Here is a 13,843-nt window from a genome sequence, read left to right as displayed (position 1 = left end):
AAAACAGGGAATCTGATTCCCTCAGGGTGGCCCTCACGGCCATCGGAATCGCGCGCCGGGCGGCGGTTGGTGCAGGAGCTCCGGCACCCGGCGGAAAAACCCCATCGGGCGCTCGCAGGACCGAGCCGAGCAGTCAGAAGTCCAGGTGTGCGTCGATCTCCGTGCCGCGCACGTCCAGTTCCGCGCCTGCTCCGCTCAGCAGTCGCTGGGCCGCCGCGTTGTCCACAGTGGTCGTCGCGACGAACTTCGCCGCTCCGCCGTCGCGGGCCGCGTCCAGCAGGACCGCGGTTACCTTGCGGCCGATTCCGCGGCCGCGCGCCGAGCGGCCGAGCCACACTCCGGCCTCGACCTCCAGCGCGGCCCGTCCGGACACCGGGCGCAGCCGGGCCGCTCCGCAGACCCGGCCGTCGACTTCCACGACCCACGTCGTCTCGATGGCGGTGTCCGGATTGAGCGACCGCCGGCGGTGGAACGCGAGAAACGCTTCGCGGCGGGCTTCGGTCCACCCGGCGGGACCTTCCACCGGCGGCATGACCTCGGTCGGTTCGGCGTCGGCCACCGCGGCTTCCAGAAGCCGCTCCAGCCCCTGCTCGTCGAGCGGGATCAGCACGATCTCGGATTCTCCGGATCCAGGCACGCCCCGCAGCTTGGCACGCGAAGCCGTCCCGCGCTACCCGATCGGCCCAGTCGTTACCAGGGAACCGGCTTGCCGAAGCGGTCGAGGAACCGCAAGCCCGGCTCGCCTGCCTGCGCTTCCAGCACATCGACGACCGCGGGCACGCTTTCCTCCGGCAGCAACGGCGCGTCCGGACCGCCGAGCCGCGTCCGGTTGTGGCCCGGATCGATGAGCAGTTTGGTGCGCCCGTCGCCCTCGTGGCGAGTGGCGTAGCTGCGCATGAGCTGGTTGAGCGCGGCCTTGCTCGCCTTGTACAGCTCGTATCCGGGTTCGACGTTCATCGAGACGCTGCCCTGCTCGGACGACATCACCGCGACCGTGCCACCCGGCGCGACCAAACCGTGCAGTCCTTCGAGGACTCTCAACGGGCTCAACGCATTGGTGATCATCACTTCCGCGAACATCTCGACGGGCACTTCGCTGATCGGCAGGTTCCCGCGATCGATCGCCGCGTTCACGAAGAGCAGATCGAGCGGGCCGTCCACTCTGTCGCGCAACGCGGTTATCTGTGCGTCGTCGGTCATCTCCAACTGCTCGGTCCGCATTCCTTCCCGCGGCACCGATCCGTCACGGGTCGTCGCGATGACCTCCCACCCGCGCCGGTCCAACTCCGTGACCAGCACCAATCCCAAGCCCCGCGAAACCCCGACCACCATTGCCCGGCGTGCTGCCATGACCCCTCCTTTGTCTAGACGCAACGTCACGTCTAGACAGTAGCACGGTAAGGTGCCCGGTATGCCCGCAGTCAATTCCCAGCCCCGCAGGGCACGCTCCGGCAACCGGCGCGACGAGGCCGCTCGCCTGGCGGTGCTCCACGCCGCCGACGACCTGCTCGTCGAGCACGGCTTCGGCGGGCTGACCGTCGAAGCGATCGCGCGCCGGGCCGGCGTCGCGAAGCAGACGATCTACCGCTGGTGGCCGTCGAAGGTCGAAATCCTGCTGGACACGCTGATCGAGGACAGTGAGAAACGCCTGCCGGTGCCGACGGAACTGCCGACGGCCGACAGCATCCGGGCGTACCTGCGCGACTTCGCGCACTTCCTCGCCGAAGACCCGGCGGGCAAGTGCCTGCTCACCCTGCTGGCCGAAGCGCAGCACGACGTGGGCACTGCGGCTCGCTTCCACGAGCGTTACCTGGAGCCGAGGCAGATCGCGGAGCGCGAGATGCTGACGCGGGCTGCCGAAGCGGGCGAGGTTTCTCCGGTGCTAGATCCGGAGGCCACAATGGACGCTCTGCTGGGGCCGATTGTCTACTGTGCACTCACCGGGGCGGCGGTGCCGGGAGATTTGGTGGATACGTTGGTGGAGAAGCTGCTTCGCCCGCGAGCTTGACCTACCGGCGCACCTCGGCGACCCGCACCGGACGGTTCTCCTTCCGCGAGACCTCGCACGCCTCCGCGATGTAGAACGCCTCCAACGCATCCGCCGCCCCCGCGGGCGACGGAATAAGCCCGGCGGCAACATCCAGGAATGCCCGCAGCTCAGCGGCGTAGGCCGTCCGGAAGCGTTCCATAAAGCCCGGATACGCCGGTCCCGGCAACGGTTCGACGCCCGGTTCCACCGACCGCAGCGGAGCCTGGTCGTCCAGGCCCACCACGGCATTCCCGAGCGACCCGAGGGCCTCGAAACGCACGTCGTAGCCCGCGCCGTTGTAGCGCGTCAGCGAGACCGTCGCGAGAGTTCCGTCGTCGAGAGTCAGCGCGACCGCTGCGGTGTCGACGTCTCCGGCGTCCGTGAAGAACTGCTCGCCTTTGTTGCGCCCCACAGCAAACACCTCCTCGACCTCCCGGCCGGTCACCCACCGGAGGATGTCGAAGTCGTGCACCCCGCAGTCCCGGAACAGACCGCCGGAATGCGCGATATACGCGGCGGGCGGTGGCGCGGGGTCCAAAGTGGTCGCCCGGACACTGTGCAGCCAGCCCAGTTCGCCGCTCTCCACCGCGGCCCGCGCGGCCTGGTAGCCCGCGTCGAACCGGCGCTGGAAGCCGATCTGGACCGGGACGTCCGAGTCCGCGATCCGGTCGATCACCGCGAGCGTGCCGGGGATGTCCGCGGCCACCGGCTTCTCGCAGAACACCGGCACCCGGGCGTCGACCGCCTGGATGATCAATTCCGGATGCGCGTCCGTGGCCGCCGCGATGACCAGGCCGTCGAGACCAGCCCGGAACAGCGCGTCGATTCCGTCGGCCGCCTCGACATCGAGCCGAGCGGCGACCGACTGGGCGCGCGCGGGATCCACGTCCGCGACGACCACCGACGTGACCTCGTCGAATCCCGCGAGCGTTTCCGCGTGCGCGGCACCGATCCGGCCGGCTCCTGCCAGTCCCACCCTCATCGCTGCGCCTCTCCTGAGTTGGGTCCCGTGGTCTCCCGCACGACCAGGGACGGATGAAGCAGATGCCGCACCGGTTCAGTGCGTTCACCGCGGATGCGCTCGAGGAGCGCGTCGAAAGCCAGCCGCGCCATTTCCGCGCGTGGCTGGTCCACTGTGGTCAGTGAAATATGCCGAAGGGAAGCCAAGGACGTGTTGTCGTAGCCGACCACCGAAACGTCGTCCGGTACCCGCAACCCGTGTTCCTCGAGCGCCGAGATCGCGCCGACCGCGTTGAAGTCATTGCCCGCGACCAGTGCGGTCGGGGTCGGAGCGCACGAAGACAGCAATTCCTGCACGGCTTTCTCGCCCGCGGTGTCGGTGTGTTCGCTGCGCACCACGATCGGCTCCAGCCCGTGCGCCCGCATCGCCTGCCGGAACCCTCGCCGCCGGGCCGCGGCACCGGCCGCTCCCCCGCCGTCGAGATGCGCGATCCGCCGATGTCCTAACTGGACCAGATGCTCGACCGCCAGCGCGGCACCAGCCTCGCCGTCGTCGTTCACGGTATCCACAGTGGACAGCCGAGAAGTCCGTGACACCAATACTACCGGACACTGCCGTGCCGCGGCCTCGATCGCAGCGGCCGGAACCACCGGCGACAACAGCACGACGCCAGCCGGTCGGAACGACAGAAGACTGCGCAACGCCGCGCCTTCCCGAGAGGGCATCCGCCCGCCGGTGTTGAGGATCAGATCGAAACCGGCCGCTTGCGCCGCCGCGTCCAGCCCTTCCACCACGTCGGCGAAGAAGGCGTTGCGCAGGTCGTTCACCATCACGCCGAGCACCGTCGACGTCCGGCTCGCCAGCGACCGCGCCATCACGTGCGGCGAATAACCCAGCTCCTCGGCCGCTTTCACCACCGCCGCGCGTCGCTGCGCCGACACGTTCGGCGCGTTGCGCATCACGAGCGACACCAAGGCCCGCGAGACCCCGGCTCGCGCGGCGACGTCCTCCATGGTGGGCTTCCCCATTGCGAAAACCTCCCCGGAGAAGCGCTTGACGCGACGGGTCGGACGCTACAAGATTAGAGCGCTCTAATCAAGAGCGTGTCCCCCGACCGGAGAGGGATCCATGACCGCGAAGATCCGCGTCGCCGCCGCCCCGATCTCGTGGGGAGTCTGCGAGGTTCCCGGCTGGGGCCGCGTGCTCGACGCCCCGGCGGTGCTCGGCGAGATGGCCGAATTGGGCGTCACCGCAACAGAACTGGGCCCGCCCGGCTATCTGCCGCGCGAACCGGCCGAGTTGAAGAAGCTTCTGGAAAGCCATCGGCTCGACCTCGTCGGCGGCTTCCTGGCGGTGCCGCTGCACGAAAACCCGGACACGGCCGTCGCCGAAGCCGAGGATTCGGCCGCGCTCTTCGCGGCTTGCGGCGGTGGAATGCTCGTCCTCGCCGCGGCAACCGGCCTCGACGGCTACGACGAACGGCCCACTCTCACGGACGCCGAATGGTCCACTTTGGTCCGCACGGCAGGCAAGATCCGCGACGTAGCGGCAAAACACGGCCTGGAAACCGTTCTGCACCCGCATGTCGGCACGCACGTGGAGACCGAGGCCGAGGTGGAACGCTTCCTCACCGATTCGGATCTCCCACTCTGCCTGGACACCGGCCACCTGCTGATCGGCGGCACTGACCCGGTCGCGCTCGCCCAGCGGCATCCCCAGCGGATCGGGCACCTGCATCTCAAGGACGTCCGCGGCGAGCTGGCGAACGCCGTCCGGGCAGGCGAGCTCCCGTACGCCGAAGCAGTCGGCAAGGGTCTCTACGTGCCGCTCGGCGAGGGTGACGTGGACATCGAAGCCATGGTCCGTTCCGTCGCGGAAGCGGGCTACGACGGCTGGTACGTCCTGGAGCAGGACACCGCGCTGAGCGACGACAGCCCGGTGGACCGCCCCGGCCGCGACGTCGCGGCCAGCCTTTCGTACCTGCGCACCATCACCGGCTGACGTCGGAAAACAAGCGAGGAGAGACAACGATGTCCCATCGCTGGGAGCGCGCACGGCGCTCCGGCCGCGCGGTGGCGGGCCTGCTGGCCGCGGGCTTGCTGCTGGCGGCGTGCACCGGTCCGGCCGCCGAACCGAAGACGACCGCGCCCGCCGCCGCGCCGACACCGTCCGGGCCGCTGAAGGTCTCGGTGATCACGCACGGCACCGCGGGCGACGCGTTCTGGAACGTGGTGAAGAACGGCGCCGAACAAGCGGGCAAAGACCTTGGCGTACAAGTGGAATACACCTCGGACGGCGATCCGGGCGCGCAGGCGAAGCTGATCGACAACGCGGTCGCGCAGCAAACCGGCGGGCTCGTGGTGTCGATGGCGAACCCCGAGGCGCTGCGTCCGTCCATTGAGGCCGCGGTGCGCGCGGGGATCCCGGTGATCACCATCAACTCCGGCGAGGACAAAAGCGCGGCGTACGGCGCGCTCACCCACGTCGGGCAGAACGAGTCGATCGCGGGTGAAGAAGCCGGGAAGAAGTTCAAGGAACTCGGCAAGCACAAGCTGTTGTGCGTGATCCACGAGGCCGGGAACGTCGGGCAGGCGCAACGCTGCGACGGCGCGAAGACCGGGTTCGCCGGCACCGTGCAGACGCTGCAGGTGGACATCTCCAACCCGACCGACGCCGAGTCCCGCATCCGCGGCGCGGTCCAGACCGATTCCTCGATCGACGCGGTCCTCACACTGAACTCGCAGGTCGCCGCCCGTGCGGTGAGCGCGATCAAATCGGTGAACTCGAAGGCGCAGGTCGCCACGTTCGACCTCAACTCCGACGTGGTGGCCGCGATCAAGGCGGGCGACGTGCTCTTCGCGGTCGACCAGCAGCAGTACGAACAGGGCTATCTCCCGGTGCAGTTCCTGAAGCTGTACCGGGACAACGCGAACGTCGTCGGCGGCGGCAAACCGGTGCTCACCGGACCCGACCTGGTCGACAAATCCACAGTGGACAAGGTCGGCCAGTACGTGCAAAGGGGCACCCGATGACGACCCTCGACGAACGGCTGGAGAAGCCGCGGCTGACCGACCGGCTGGTGATCCGCCCGGAGATCGGCGCGCTGCTCGGCGCGGTCGTGGTCTTCCTGTTCTTCACCTTCGCCTCTGACAAGTTCTTCAGCGCGAGCGGAGCCGCGACCTGGCTGGACGACGCTGCGACGCTGGGCATCATGGCGGTGGCGGTGTCGCTGCTGATGGTCGGCGGCGAGTTCGACCTGTCGGCGGGCGTGATGACCGCGTCCACCTCGCTGGTCACCGCGATCCTCGCCACCCAAGCGGGCTGGAACGTGTGGCTCGCGCTGCTCGTCTCACTGGTCTTCGCACTGGCGGTCGGCGCGTTCAACGGCTGGCTGGTGATGAAAACCGGCCTGCCGAGCTTCATCGTCACGCTCGGCACTTTCCTTGCCCTGCAAGGGTTGAACCTCGGCGTCACCCGGCTGGTGACCGGCACCGTGCAGGTCTCCGGCATGCGCTCGACCGACGGCTACGCGTCCGCCGGTTTCGTCTTCGCCTCCACTGTGGACGTCGGCGGCACCCCGTTCCAGATCTCCATCGTCTGGTGGCTCGGCGCGATCGCGGTGGCCGCGTGGCTGCTGGTCCGGACGCGCTTCGGCAACTGGATCTTCGCGGTCGGCGGTTCCGCCACGAGCGCCCGCTCGGTCGGCGTTCCGGTGGTGCGCACGAAAATCCTGCTGTTCATGGGCACCGCGCTGGCCGGCTGGCTGGTCGGGTCGATCAACATCCTGCGGTTCGCGAGCGTCCAGGCGAATCAGGGCATCGGGCTGGAATTCCAGTACATCATCGCCGCGGTGATCGGCGGCTGCCTGCTGACCGGCGGGTTCGGCTCGGCCGTCGGCGCGGCGATCGGCGCGCTGATCTTCGGCATGGCACGCCAGGGCATCGTGTTCGCCGGCTGGGACAACGACTGGTTCATGCTGTTCCTCGGGATCATGCTGCTGGCGGCGGTCCTGGTCAACAACGCTCTGCGGCGGCGCGCGGAAAGGGTCCGGCGATGAACGCTCTCCTCGAAGTCAAGGACGTCGGCAAGCGTTACGGCACCGTGGTCGCGCTGCGCGAAGTGTCCACTGTGGTCAACGCGGGCGAGGTCACCTGCGTGCTGGGCGACAACGGCGCGGGAAAGTCCACTTTGATCAAGATCCTCGCCGGGGTGCACCAGCACGACGAAGGCGAGTTCCTCGTCGAAGGCGCACCGGTGCGGTTCGCCTCGCCGCGGGAAGCGCTAGACCGCGGGATCGCCACGGTGTACCAGGACCTCGCGGTGGTGCCGTTGATGAGCGTGTGGCGCAATTTCTTCCTCGGCTCCGAGCCGACCGTCGGGTTCGGCCCGTTCCGCGCCCTGGACCGGCGCAAAGGCCGGGAGCTGACCAAGAAGGCCCTCGCCGACCTAGGCATCGACCTGCGCGACGTCGAGCAGCCAGTCGGCACGCTGTCCGGCGGCGAACGGCAGTGCGTCGCGATCGCCCGGGCCATCCACTTCGGCGCGAAGGTGCTGATCCTGGACGAGCCGACGGCCGCGCTGGGCGTGAAGCAGGCCGGGGTGGTGCTGAAGTACGTGGCCCAGGCCCGCGACCGAGGCCTGGGCGTCGTCCTGATCACGCACAATCCGCACCACGCGTACCCGGTAGCCGACCGCTTCCTGCTGCTCAAACGCGGCACGGCGCTCGGGTCTTACGAGAAGTCGGAGATCGAGCTGCCCGAGCTGACGCGGCAGATGGCCGGTGGCGCGGAATTGGAGGCGCTGGAACACGAGCTGCGGCAATAGCTCACGAGACCGCTTTCTCCAGCCACGGCCGCACCACCGGCAGCACCGCGGCCGCCTGCATCGCGCTCATGTGGTCCAGGCCGTCGAGCACCTCGACGGTCCACCCGCGCGCCTCCAGTTCGGCGCGCTCGCGCAGCAGCGGCCCGGCGATGTCGACGGTTACCCCGCCCCACCGTTCGCTGTACCCGATCCGGTCCTCCGAACCCGCGAAGCACAACCGCGGGCAGGACAGCTCGATCGCCCGGTCGTCGAAATCCCGCAATGCCTCATAAAGCGTCACGAACTGCTTCGTCTGCCCGGTGGACAACGTGACGTCCACCGAATCCCAGTCCCCCGGCTCGCCTTTGGTTTCAGCAGTAGGCCCGGCGAGCGCCATCTCGTGCGTCGCCCGCGTCACCGCGAGCATGGCCGCATACGGCCCGTCCAGCGGCGGATACCCGCCCATCACCAGCGCGTCCAGCCGATCCGTCCGCAAGGCCAGCTGCAACCCGGAAAGCGCCAGCCACGAATACCCGTAATAGGAGAACCGCGCCGCCCCGACCGCATCTGCCACGGCGAGGAAGTCCGCCGCGACCGCGTCCGGCGTCAGCTCGGCCGGATGCGCCATCCGGTGCCCCTGGTAGTCGAAGGCCACCACCCGGAACCCGGCGAATCCCTCGATCAGCGAACGGCCCAGCTCCGGATCGGCGCCCCACTGCCGGGCCGCCTCGGCCTCCGGTCCTTCCGCCGGCCGGGGGTCGACCGGGAGCAGCAGCACCGGCCCGTCCCCGTGCACCTGCGCTTCGATCCGCGTTCCGTCGTGCAGAGTCGCTTCAGCCATCTCATCTCTTTACGTCGTAAAGTATCGCCGGACGCGAGGGTACTATACGACGTAAAGAGATGTCGAATCAGTGGGTGACGGCCGGCGACGCGGCGTCGGAGACCAGCTTGCGCGGGGCTCCGGACCCGTCCGCGGGCACCGACCACACGGCGTTGTCCAGTCCGTAGAGGATCGTGTGGTCGTCCTGCCAAAGCGCCTGGTCGTCGACGCTGCGAGTCTCCGCGAGCGCGGTCTCCCGCATCGTCTTGAGGTCGAGCACGGACAGCCGCCAGACGCCCTCGCCGACCTTCTTCTTGAACGCGATCCGCGTCTCGTCCGGCGACAGCGACGGGCATTCCACGTTTTCCCGCAGCGCTTTACCGCGGTAGGTGTCGTAGTCGCCTTCGATCAGATACGTCTTGCCCTTGGTGCCCAGTGTCGAGTAGAACCGCTTGCCGTCCTTGCTGAACGTGATGCCCCAGTAGTTGACGTCCGAGGAGAAGTACCGCTTCCCGTCGACCAGGACCGGCAACTCCTCGATCGTCTTCTCCAGTTCGCCGTTGTCCAGCTGGTAAATCCCGGCGCGCGTCGAAAACCCGGTGGCGGCATAGGAATCGCCGGTGACGAACACCGTCCAGTACACCCGCTTGCCGTCCGGCGAAACGCGCGCGCGGCTCGGCGTCCCCGGCAGGTAATCCTTGTGCGTAGTGGCGAAATTCCGGTCGAGGATGCTGAAATCGCTGACCGCGGGCAAGGTGCCGGGCCGCACGGCGAGGCACATCCCCGTCGACGCGGACACGGCGAACCGGTCGCACTTCAGATCGCTGAACTTCGGCGCGGCACCAGGATTCGCGAGCGGAACAACGCCGACGTTGCCCGTTTTAGTGCTACGAAAGAACAACTGCCCCGGCGCGAGCGAAAGGTGCTCCACTTTCGCGGGTTCAGCCGGACTGGGCCGCGCGGCAACGGTGTAAACCACCGCGGCAGCCGCGAGCACCACAGTTCCGACGACGGCGAGAAGAACCTTTTTCATTTGCGCACCGGCCTTGCGAAAGCGGCGCCGAGCGCCACGACAGCGAGAGCTCCGGCCGCCACAAGAACTGCGGGCTGCAGATCCCACAACGTCCAGGCGAGTCCGAAGAGGACTGACGAAAGCATCCGGGCGGCGGCCTGTCCAGTTTGGACCACCGCGAGGCCGGTCGCCCGGAGGTCAGCGGGCACCAACGGTCCGGCCGCGGCCATGAGCACCCCGTCGGTAGCCGCGTAGAACACGCCGTGCAGGCCCAACGCAAGCGCCGCGAGCCAGAACCCGGAAACCGGCCCGCACAACGCGATCAACGCGGCGACGAGCGCGACGTGCCCGCCGAGGAACACCGGCCAGCGCCCGATCCGGTCGGCCAGCTTGCCCAGCGGGACCGCCAGCACCAGGTACACCCCGGCGGTGCCGAGCGGCAGCAACGGGAAGAACGTCGCCGCGACGTCCCAGCGCCGCTGAAGCACCAGGTACACAAAGGAATCGCCGAGCGTCACGAACCCCAGCAGCGCCGCCCAGATCGCGACGCGGCGGAAACCCCGCTCGCGCAACAGCCCGAACGCCGCCCGCACGGACACCGCGGCCCGGTCGGCGATTTCCTGCTTGTGGTCCCGGACGAACAACACCAGCAGCATGACCGCGATCCCCGCGATGCAGAAGCTGGTGAAGAACACCGACGTGTAGCTGCCGAGGCTCAGCGCGAGCACGGCCATCGCGACGAGCGGGCCGAGGAACGCGCCGACGGTGTCCATCGCGCGGTGCACGCCGAACGACCGGCCGAGCGTGTCGGGCTCGCTGCTGAGCGAGATCAACGCGTCGCGCGGGGCCGTCCGCAGCCCCTTGCCGGTGCGGTCGGCGGCGAGCACCACGCCGATCGCCGCGACCGACGAACCGGCCGCGACCAGGCCGAGCTTGCACACCGCGGACAAGCCGTAGCCGAACCCGGCGACCGCCTTGAGCCGCCGCCACCGGTCGGCCAGATGCCCGCCGAGCACGCGGACCACGGCGGTGGCTCCCGCGTAAAGCCCGTCGAGCAGGCCGAACTGCAGCGGGTTGAGCCCGAGGCCGAGCACCAGATACAGCGGGAGCACCGCGGTCACCATCTCCGAGGAGATGTCGGTGACCAGGCTGACCGCGCCGAGTGCGACGACGTTCGCCGACACCCGGCGCAGGCCGGCCTTCCGGTCGGTGCCCGCCGCGACGTCCGAACTACGGCTTGTCGCGATGTACATGACCGGCCCCTAGTTGTGGCAGGTGTAGGTCGGGCTGCTGTCCTGGACCTTGCCGTCGAGACCGATCAGCTGCTCGGAGAAGGTGTTGTCGGTCATCGTCAGCTTCAGCACGCCGAAGGTGTCCTTCAGCAGCTTCGCCGTGGTCGGGTGCGCGGAGTGGACCGGGTACGGGTTCGCCCCGCCCATGCCGCCGATGATCTCGACCGGACCGGCCGGGTTCGCCTTGCCGCTCGCGTCCTGCGGCACGAACCGCTCGTAGTGGTGGTCGTGGCCGTTGAGGATCAGGTCGACCTTGTTCTGCGCGAACAGGTCCCACAGCTGCTTGGAACCGCGCTGGTCGCCGTGGTCGCCCGAGCTCCACCGCGGGTGGTGGTAGTACGCCGCGACGCAGCCCTTGGTGTTCTTCGCCAGATCCTGCTTGATCCAGTTCATCTGGTCGGTGTCCTTGAGCTCGCCGCCGTCCTTGTCGTCGACGAAGCCGTTGGAGTCGAGGGCGATGAAGTGCCAGTTGCCCATTTCCCAGCTGTAGTACCGCTTCCCGTTCGGCGTGGCGATCTTGCCGAAGTACTGCTCGTAGGCCTCGAACGGCTTGTTGTCGTCGTAGGTCTCGTGGTTGCCCGGGATCGGGTGCGTGATGCTCTTGAACTTGCCCCAGGTCTTGTCGTAGTAGTCCTTGAAGTTCTGCAGCGTCAGACCGGTGTCCTCGGCGTCGTACTGGTTGTCGCCCATGGTGATCACCGCGGCGGGGTTCATCGACTGGACGAGCTTCGCGGTCTTCGGATGGATGCAGCTGGAACTGCTGGCGGTGCACTGTTCGGCGATGTCGCCGGCCGCGGCGAGGACGAACGTGTTGCCCGCGGTCCCCGGCTTGGTGTGCACCTTGACCGCGCTGCTGGCCGGTGACGCGTTGCCAGCGGCGTCCTTCGCGCGGACGGTGTAGGTGTAGTCGGTGTCCGGCGAGAGGCCGTTGTCGGTGTAGGACGTGCTCGTGCTGGTGGCGACGGACTTGCCGTCCCGCAGCACTTCGTACCCGCTGACGCCGACGTTGTCCGTCGCAGCGGCCCAGGTCAGCCCGACGCTGTTCGAGCCGATCTCGCCCGCGGCGAGGTTCGACGGAGCGGTGGGCGCCTGGGTGTCACCGGACGAGTCCGGCGTGCCGTACGCCTGAAGCTCCCACAGGGAGTAGCCGTACTTCGTGGCGCGCTCAGTGCCGACGAAGCGCAGGAACCGGCCGTGCCCGGACAACCCGGTGAGGTCGTCGGTACCGCCGTCGCCGCTGGTGATCGTCGCGATCGACTTGAAGTTCTCGCCGTCGTCGGAGATCTCGATGCGGTACTTCTTGGCGTACGCCGCTTCCCAGTTCAGCTTCACCCGGTGGATCGTGGCGGCCTGGCCGAGATCGACGCGCAGCCACTGCGCGTCGGCGCTGACCGCACTGGCCCAGCGGGTCTTGAGATTCCCGTCGACGGCGTTCTCGCCGCTCAACGTGGACGTCTCGAGCGTGGACGTGCTGACGGGTTTTCCTTGGGACAGCAGCACATCGGCGGCAGCGGCGCTGGCGTCGCGCGCGGGCGAGACCGCGGCGGGCAGCAGCACCACCGCGGCCGCCGGCAAGGCGAACCGGGCGAGACTTCGGACACGGGACGAGGACACGTCGCACTCCTTCGGGCCGGACGGGAACAGGGCGGCGGCGTTACGGTTCTGCGGCGTCTCGTTGCGTTAAGAAAGTTTCCTAACTAAAACGGCAGAGTAGCGGGCCCGGTTTCCCCCGACAAGCCCGGAACGGACGTGAAACGATCAAGACCGCCCGATCAGCGGAACGTCCCGCTCCCGTCCGGTGAAGTGCCGTGAAGGACTCCTTCAGGGACTCAGATTCCCTCAATGAGCCCTTCACGGACCGTCAGTGCTGGAGCAGCCGCCGCACCTCCTGCACCGCGGCGCGTCCGGCCCGGTTCGCCCCCACCGTGCTGGCCGAGGGTCCGTACCCGACCAGATGCAGCCGCGGTTCCGCGACCACGCGAGTCCCGTCCATCCGGATCCCGCCGCCGGGCGTCCGCAGATGCAGCGGAGCCAGATGGTCGATCGAGGCCCGGAACCCGGTCGCCCACAGGATCATGTCCGCGGGCTCGAAACTGCCGTCCTCCCAGACGACGCCGTCGGCGACCAAGCGCGAGAACATCGGCCGCCGGTCCAGATATCCCGCCGCCCGGCCCGCGAGCACCTGCGGCGTCACCGGCAGATCCGTCACGCTCACGACGCTCTCCGGCGGCAGCCCGGCCCGCACCCGCTGGTCGACCTTCGCCACCGCCATCCGTCCCCAGTCCTCGCTGAACTCCTCCTCGCGCCACACCGGCGGACGCCGCGTCACCCACACCGTCGAACGGGCGACCGGACCGATCTCCATCAGCAACTGCACCGCCGACGTCCCGCCGCCCACGACCACCACGCGCCGGCCGCGAAATTCCTCCGCGCCGCGATAATCCGCCGTGTGCAGCTGCCGTCCGGCGAAGGTGCCGGGATAACGCGGCCAGAACGGCCGGTCCCACGTCCCGGTCGCGCTGATCACCGCGCGCGCGGCCCACGTCTCCGCAGGCGATTCGACCACCAGCCGCTCCCCCGCGCGCCGCACCGCGGTCACGTCGACCGGGCGATGCACCGGCAGGTCATACGTCTTCTCGAAGCGCCCGAAGTACTCCGACACAGCCTCGCTCGCCGGGCGCGCCGGATCCGGAGTCCCGAACGCCATGCCCGGCAGGTCGTGGATCCCGTGCACCTTCCCGACCACCAGCGACGGCCACCGGTACTGCCACGCCCCGCCCGCGCGCTTGCCGTGGTCGAGCACGACGAACCCGCGTTCGTTGGCGAACCCGGCCCGGCGCAGGTGATACGCCGCCGACAGTCCGGCCTGCCCGGCCCCGATCACCACGACGTCGGTCTCGTGATCCGCAGTGCTCATACAACGTTC

14 protein-coding genes are annotated in these 13,843 nt (G+C 68.7%); 5 read left to right on the top strand and 9 right to left on the bottom strand.

Annotated elements, in window-relative coordinates; translation table 11 throughout:
• Positions 1 to 133: 133 nt before the first annotated feature.
• The gene (locus EIZ45_RS20940) at positions 134 to 637 is read right to left on the bottom strand and encodes a GNAT family N-acetyltransferase (protein ID WP_037810212.1); all 504 of its coding nucleotides are present in this window, start codon (positions 635 to 637) and stop codon (positions 134 to 136) included.
• Positions 638 to 690: 53 nt separating this feature from the next.
• Complete coding sequence (locus tag EIZ45_RS20935) at positions 691 to 1,350, bottom strand: SDR family NAD(P)-dependent oxidoreductase (protein WP_134665438.1); 660 nt, start codon at positions 1,348 to 1,350, stop codon at positions 691 to 693.
• 61 nt (positions 1,351 to 1,411) lie between these two features.
• Between EIZ45_RS20935 and EIZ45_RS20930 the strand changes: the two genes are divergently transcribed.
• The gene (locus tag EIZ45_RS20930) at positions 1,412 to 2,008 is read left to right on the top strand and encodes a TetR/AcrR family transcriptional regulator (protein ID WP_037810210.1); all 597 of its coding nucleotides are present in this window, start codon (positions 1,412 to 1,414) and stop codon (positions 2,006 to 2,008) included.
• A 1-nt stretch (position 2,009) separates the two neighbouring features.
• Here the strand turns inward: EIZ45_RS20930 and EIZ45_RS20925 are convergent, their stop codons facing one another.
• A complete protein-coding gene (locus EIZ45_RS20925) occupies positions 2,010 to 3,011 on the bottom strand; it encodes a Gfo/Idh/MocA family oxidoreductase (RefSeq protein ID WP_205670065.1) in 1,002 nt (333 codons plus the stop codon).
• On the bottom strand, positions 3,008 to 4,018 hold the full coding sequence (locus EIZ45_RS20920) for a LacI family DNA-binding transcriptional regulator (protein ID WP_037810209.1): 1,011 nt from the start codon (positions 4,016 to 4,018) through the stop codon (positions 3,008 to 3,010). The genes EIZ45_RS20925 and EIZ45_RS20920 overlap by 4 nt, the downstream gene beginning before the upstream one ends.
• A 100-nt stretch (positions 4,019 to 4,118) precedes the next feature.
• On the opposite strand from EIZ45_RS20920, the gene EIZ45_RS20915 reads away from it, so the two are divergent.
• From EIZ45_RS20915 to EIZ45_RS20900, 4 genes are read left to right on the top strand one after another with little or no spacing between them, the layout of a single operon-like run.
• Positions 4,119 to 4,991 carry a sugar phosphate isomerase/epimerase gene (locus EIZ45_RS20915; RefSeq protein WP_134665440.1) on the top strand — a complete coding sequence of 291 codons (873 nt, stop codon included), beginning with the start codon at positions 4,119 to 4,121 and terminating at the stop codon, positions 4,989 to 4,991.
• Between the two features lie 29 nt (positions 4,992 to 5,020).
• Complete coding sequence (locus tag EIZ45_RS20910; RefSeq protein WP_037810206.1) at positions 5,021 to 6,022, top strand: sugar ABC transporter substrate-binding protein; 1,002 nt, start codon at positions 5,021 to 5,023, stop codon at positions 6,020 to 6,022.
• Positions 6,019 to 7,047: an ABC transporter permease gene (locus tag EIZ45_RS20905; RefSeq protein ID WP_037810205.1), complete on the top strand. Its 1,029-nt coding sequence runs from the start codon at positions 6,019 to 6,021 to the stop codon at positions 7,045 to 7,047. The genes EIZ45_RS20910 and EIZ45_RS20905 overlap by 4 nt, the downstream gene beginning before the upstream one ends.
• Positions 7,044 to 7,814, top strand: a complete 771-nt coding sequence (locus tag EIZ45_RS20900; protein WP_037810204.1) for an ATP-binding cassette domain-containing protein — start codon at positions 7,044 to 7,046, stop codon at positions 7,812 to 7,814. Before EIZ45_RS20905 ends, EIZ45_RS20900 begins: the two co-directional genes overlap by 4 nt.
• 1 nt (position 7,815) lies before the next feature.
• Here the strand turns inward: EIZ45_RS20900 and EIZ45_RS20895 are convergent, their stop codons facing one another.
• The 5 genes from EIZ45_RS20895 to EIZ45_RS20875 form a co-directional block, all read right to left on the bottom strand.
• Positions 7,816 to 8,634 carry an alpha/beta fold hydrolase gene (locus EIZ45_RS20895; protein ID WP_134665442.1) on the bottom strand — a complete coding sequence of 273 codons (819 nt, stop codon included), beginning with the start codon at positions 8,632 to 8,634 and terminating at the stop codon, positions 7,816 to 7,818.
• Between the two features lie 67 nt (positions 8,635 to 8,701).
• The gene (locus tag EIZ45_RS20890) at positions 8,702 to 9,646 is read right to left on the bottom strand and encodes a PD40 domain-containing protein (protein WP_134665445.1); all 945 of its coding nucleotides are present in this window, start codon (positions 9,644 to 9,646) and stop codon (positions 8,702 to 8,704) included.
• The gene (locus EIZ45_RS20885; RefSeq protein ID WP_037810198.1) at positions 9,643 to 10,878 is read right to left on the bottom strand and encodes an MFS transporter; all 1,236 of its coding nucleotides are present in this window, start codon (positions 10,876 to 10,878) and stop codon (positions 9,643 to 9,645) included. Before EIZ45_RS20885 ends, EIZ45_RS20890 begins: the two co-directional genes overlap by 4 nt.
• A 9-nt stretch (positions 10,879 to 10,887) precedes the next feature.
• Positions 10,888 to 12,531: a discoidin domain-containing protein gene (locus tag EIZ45_RS20880; protein WP_107050948.1), complete on the bottom strand. Its 1,644-nt coding sequence runs from the start codon at positions 12,529 to 12,531 to the stop codon at positions 10,888 to 10,890.
• A 247-nt stretch (positions 12,532 to 12,778) separates the two neighbouring features.
• Positions 12,779 to 13,834 carry an NAD(P)-binding domain-containing protein gene (locus EIZ45_RS20875; RefSeq protein WP_134665447.1) on the bottom strand — a complete coding sequence of 352 codons (1,056 nt, stop codon included), beginning with the start codon at positions 13,832 to 13,834 and terminating at the stop codon, positions 12,779 to 12,781.
• Positions 13,835 to 13,843: the final 9 nt, after the last annotated feature.

Source organism: Amycolatopsis sp. CFH S0740, assembly GCF_004522315.1.
In the GTDB taxonomy this organism is placed as follows: domain Bacteria; phylum Actinomycetota; class Actinomycetes; order Mycobacteriales; family Pseudonocardiaceae; genus Amycolatopsis; species Amycolatopsis nivea.
Note: the sequence above shows the minus strand (reverse complement) of the source record. Positions and strands in the feature narration are given on the sequence as shown.

Bases quoted from the DNA above. Each gene is read 5' to 3' on its own strand.
- EIZ45_RS20935 (WP_134665438.1), bottom strand. From the start codon at position 1,350: ATGGCAGCACGCCGGGCAATGGTGGTCGGGGTTTCGCGGGGCTTGGGA.
- EIZ45_RS20930 (WP_037810210.1), top strand. From the start codon at position 1,412: ATGCCCGCAGTCAATTCCCAGCCCCGCAGGGCACGCTCCGGCAACCGG.
- EIZ45_RS20925 (WP_205670065.1), bottom strand. From the start codon at position 3,011: ATGAGGGTGGGACTGGCAGGAGCCGGCCGGATCGGTGCCGCGCACGCG.
- EIZ45_RS20920 (WP_037810209.1), bottom strand. From the start codon at position 4,018: ATGGGGAAGCCCACCATGGAGGACGTCGCCGCGCGAGCCGGGGTCTCG.
- EIZ45_RS20915 (WP_134665440.1), top strand. From the start codon at position 4,119: ATGACCGCGAAGATCCGCGTCGCCGCCGCCCCGATCTCGTGGGGAGTC.
- EIZ45_RS20910 (WP_037810206.1), top strand. From the start codon at position 5,021: ATGTCCCATCGCTGGGAGCGCGCACGGCGCTCCGGCCGCGCGGTGGCG.
- EIZ45_RS20905 (WP_037810205.1), top strand. From the start codon at position 6,019: ATGACGACCCTCGACGAACGGCTGGAGAAGCCGCGGCTGACCGACCGG.
- EIZ45_RS20900 (WP_037810204.1), top strand. From the start codon at position 7,044: ATGAACGCTCTCCTCGAAGTCAAGGACGTCGGCAAGCGTTACGGCACC.
- EIZ45_RS20895 (WP_134665442.1), bottom strand. From the start codon at position 8,634: ATGGCTGAAGCGACTCTGCACGACGGAACGCGGATCGAAGCGCAGGTG.
- EIZ45_RS20890 (WP_134665445.1), bottom strand. From the start codon at position 9,646: ATGAAAAAGGTTCTTCTCGCCGTCGTCGGAACTGTGGTGCTCGCGGCT.
- EIZ45_RS20885 (WP_037810198.1), bottom strand. From the start codon at position 10,878: ATGTACATCGCGACAAGCCGTAGTTCGGACGTCGCGGCGGGCACCGAC.
- EIZ45_RS20875 (WP_134665447.1), bottom strand. From the start codon at position 13,834: ATGAGCACTGCGGATCACGAGACCGACGTCGTGGTGATCGGGGCCGGG.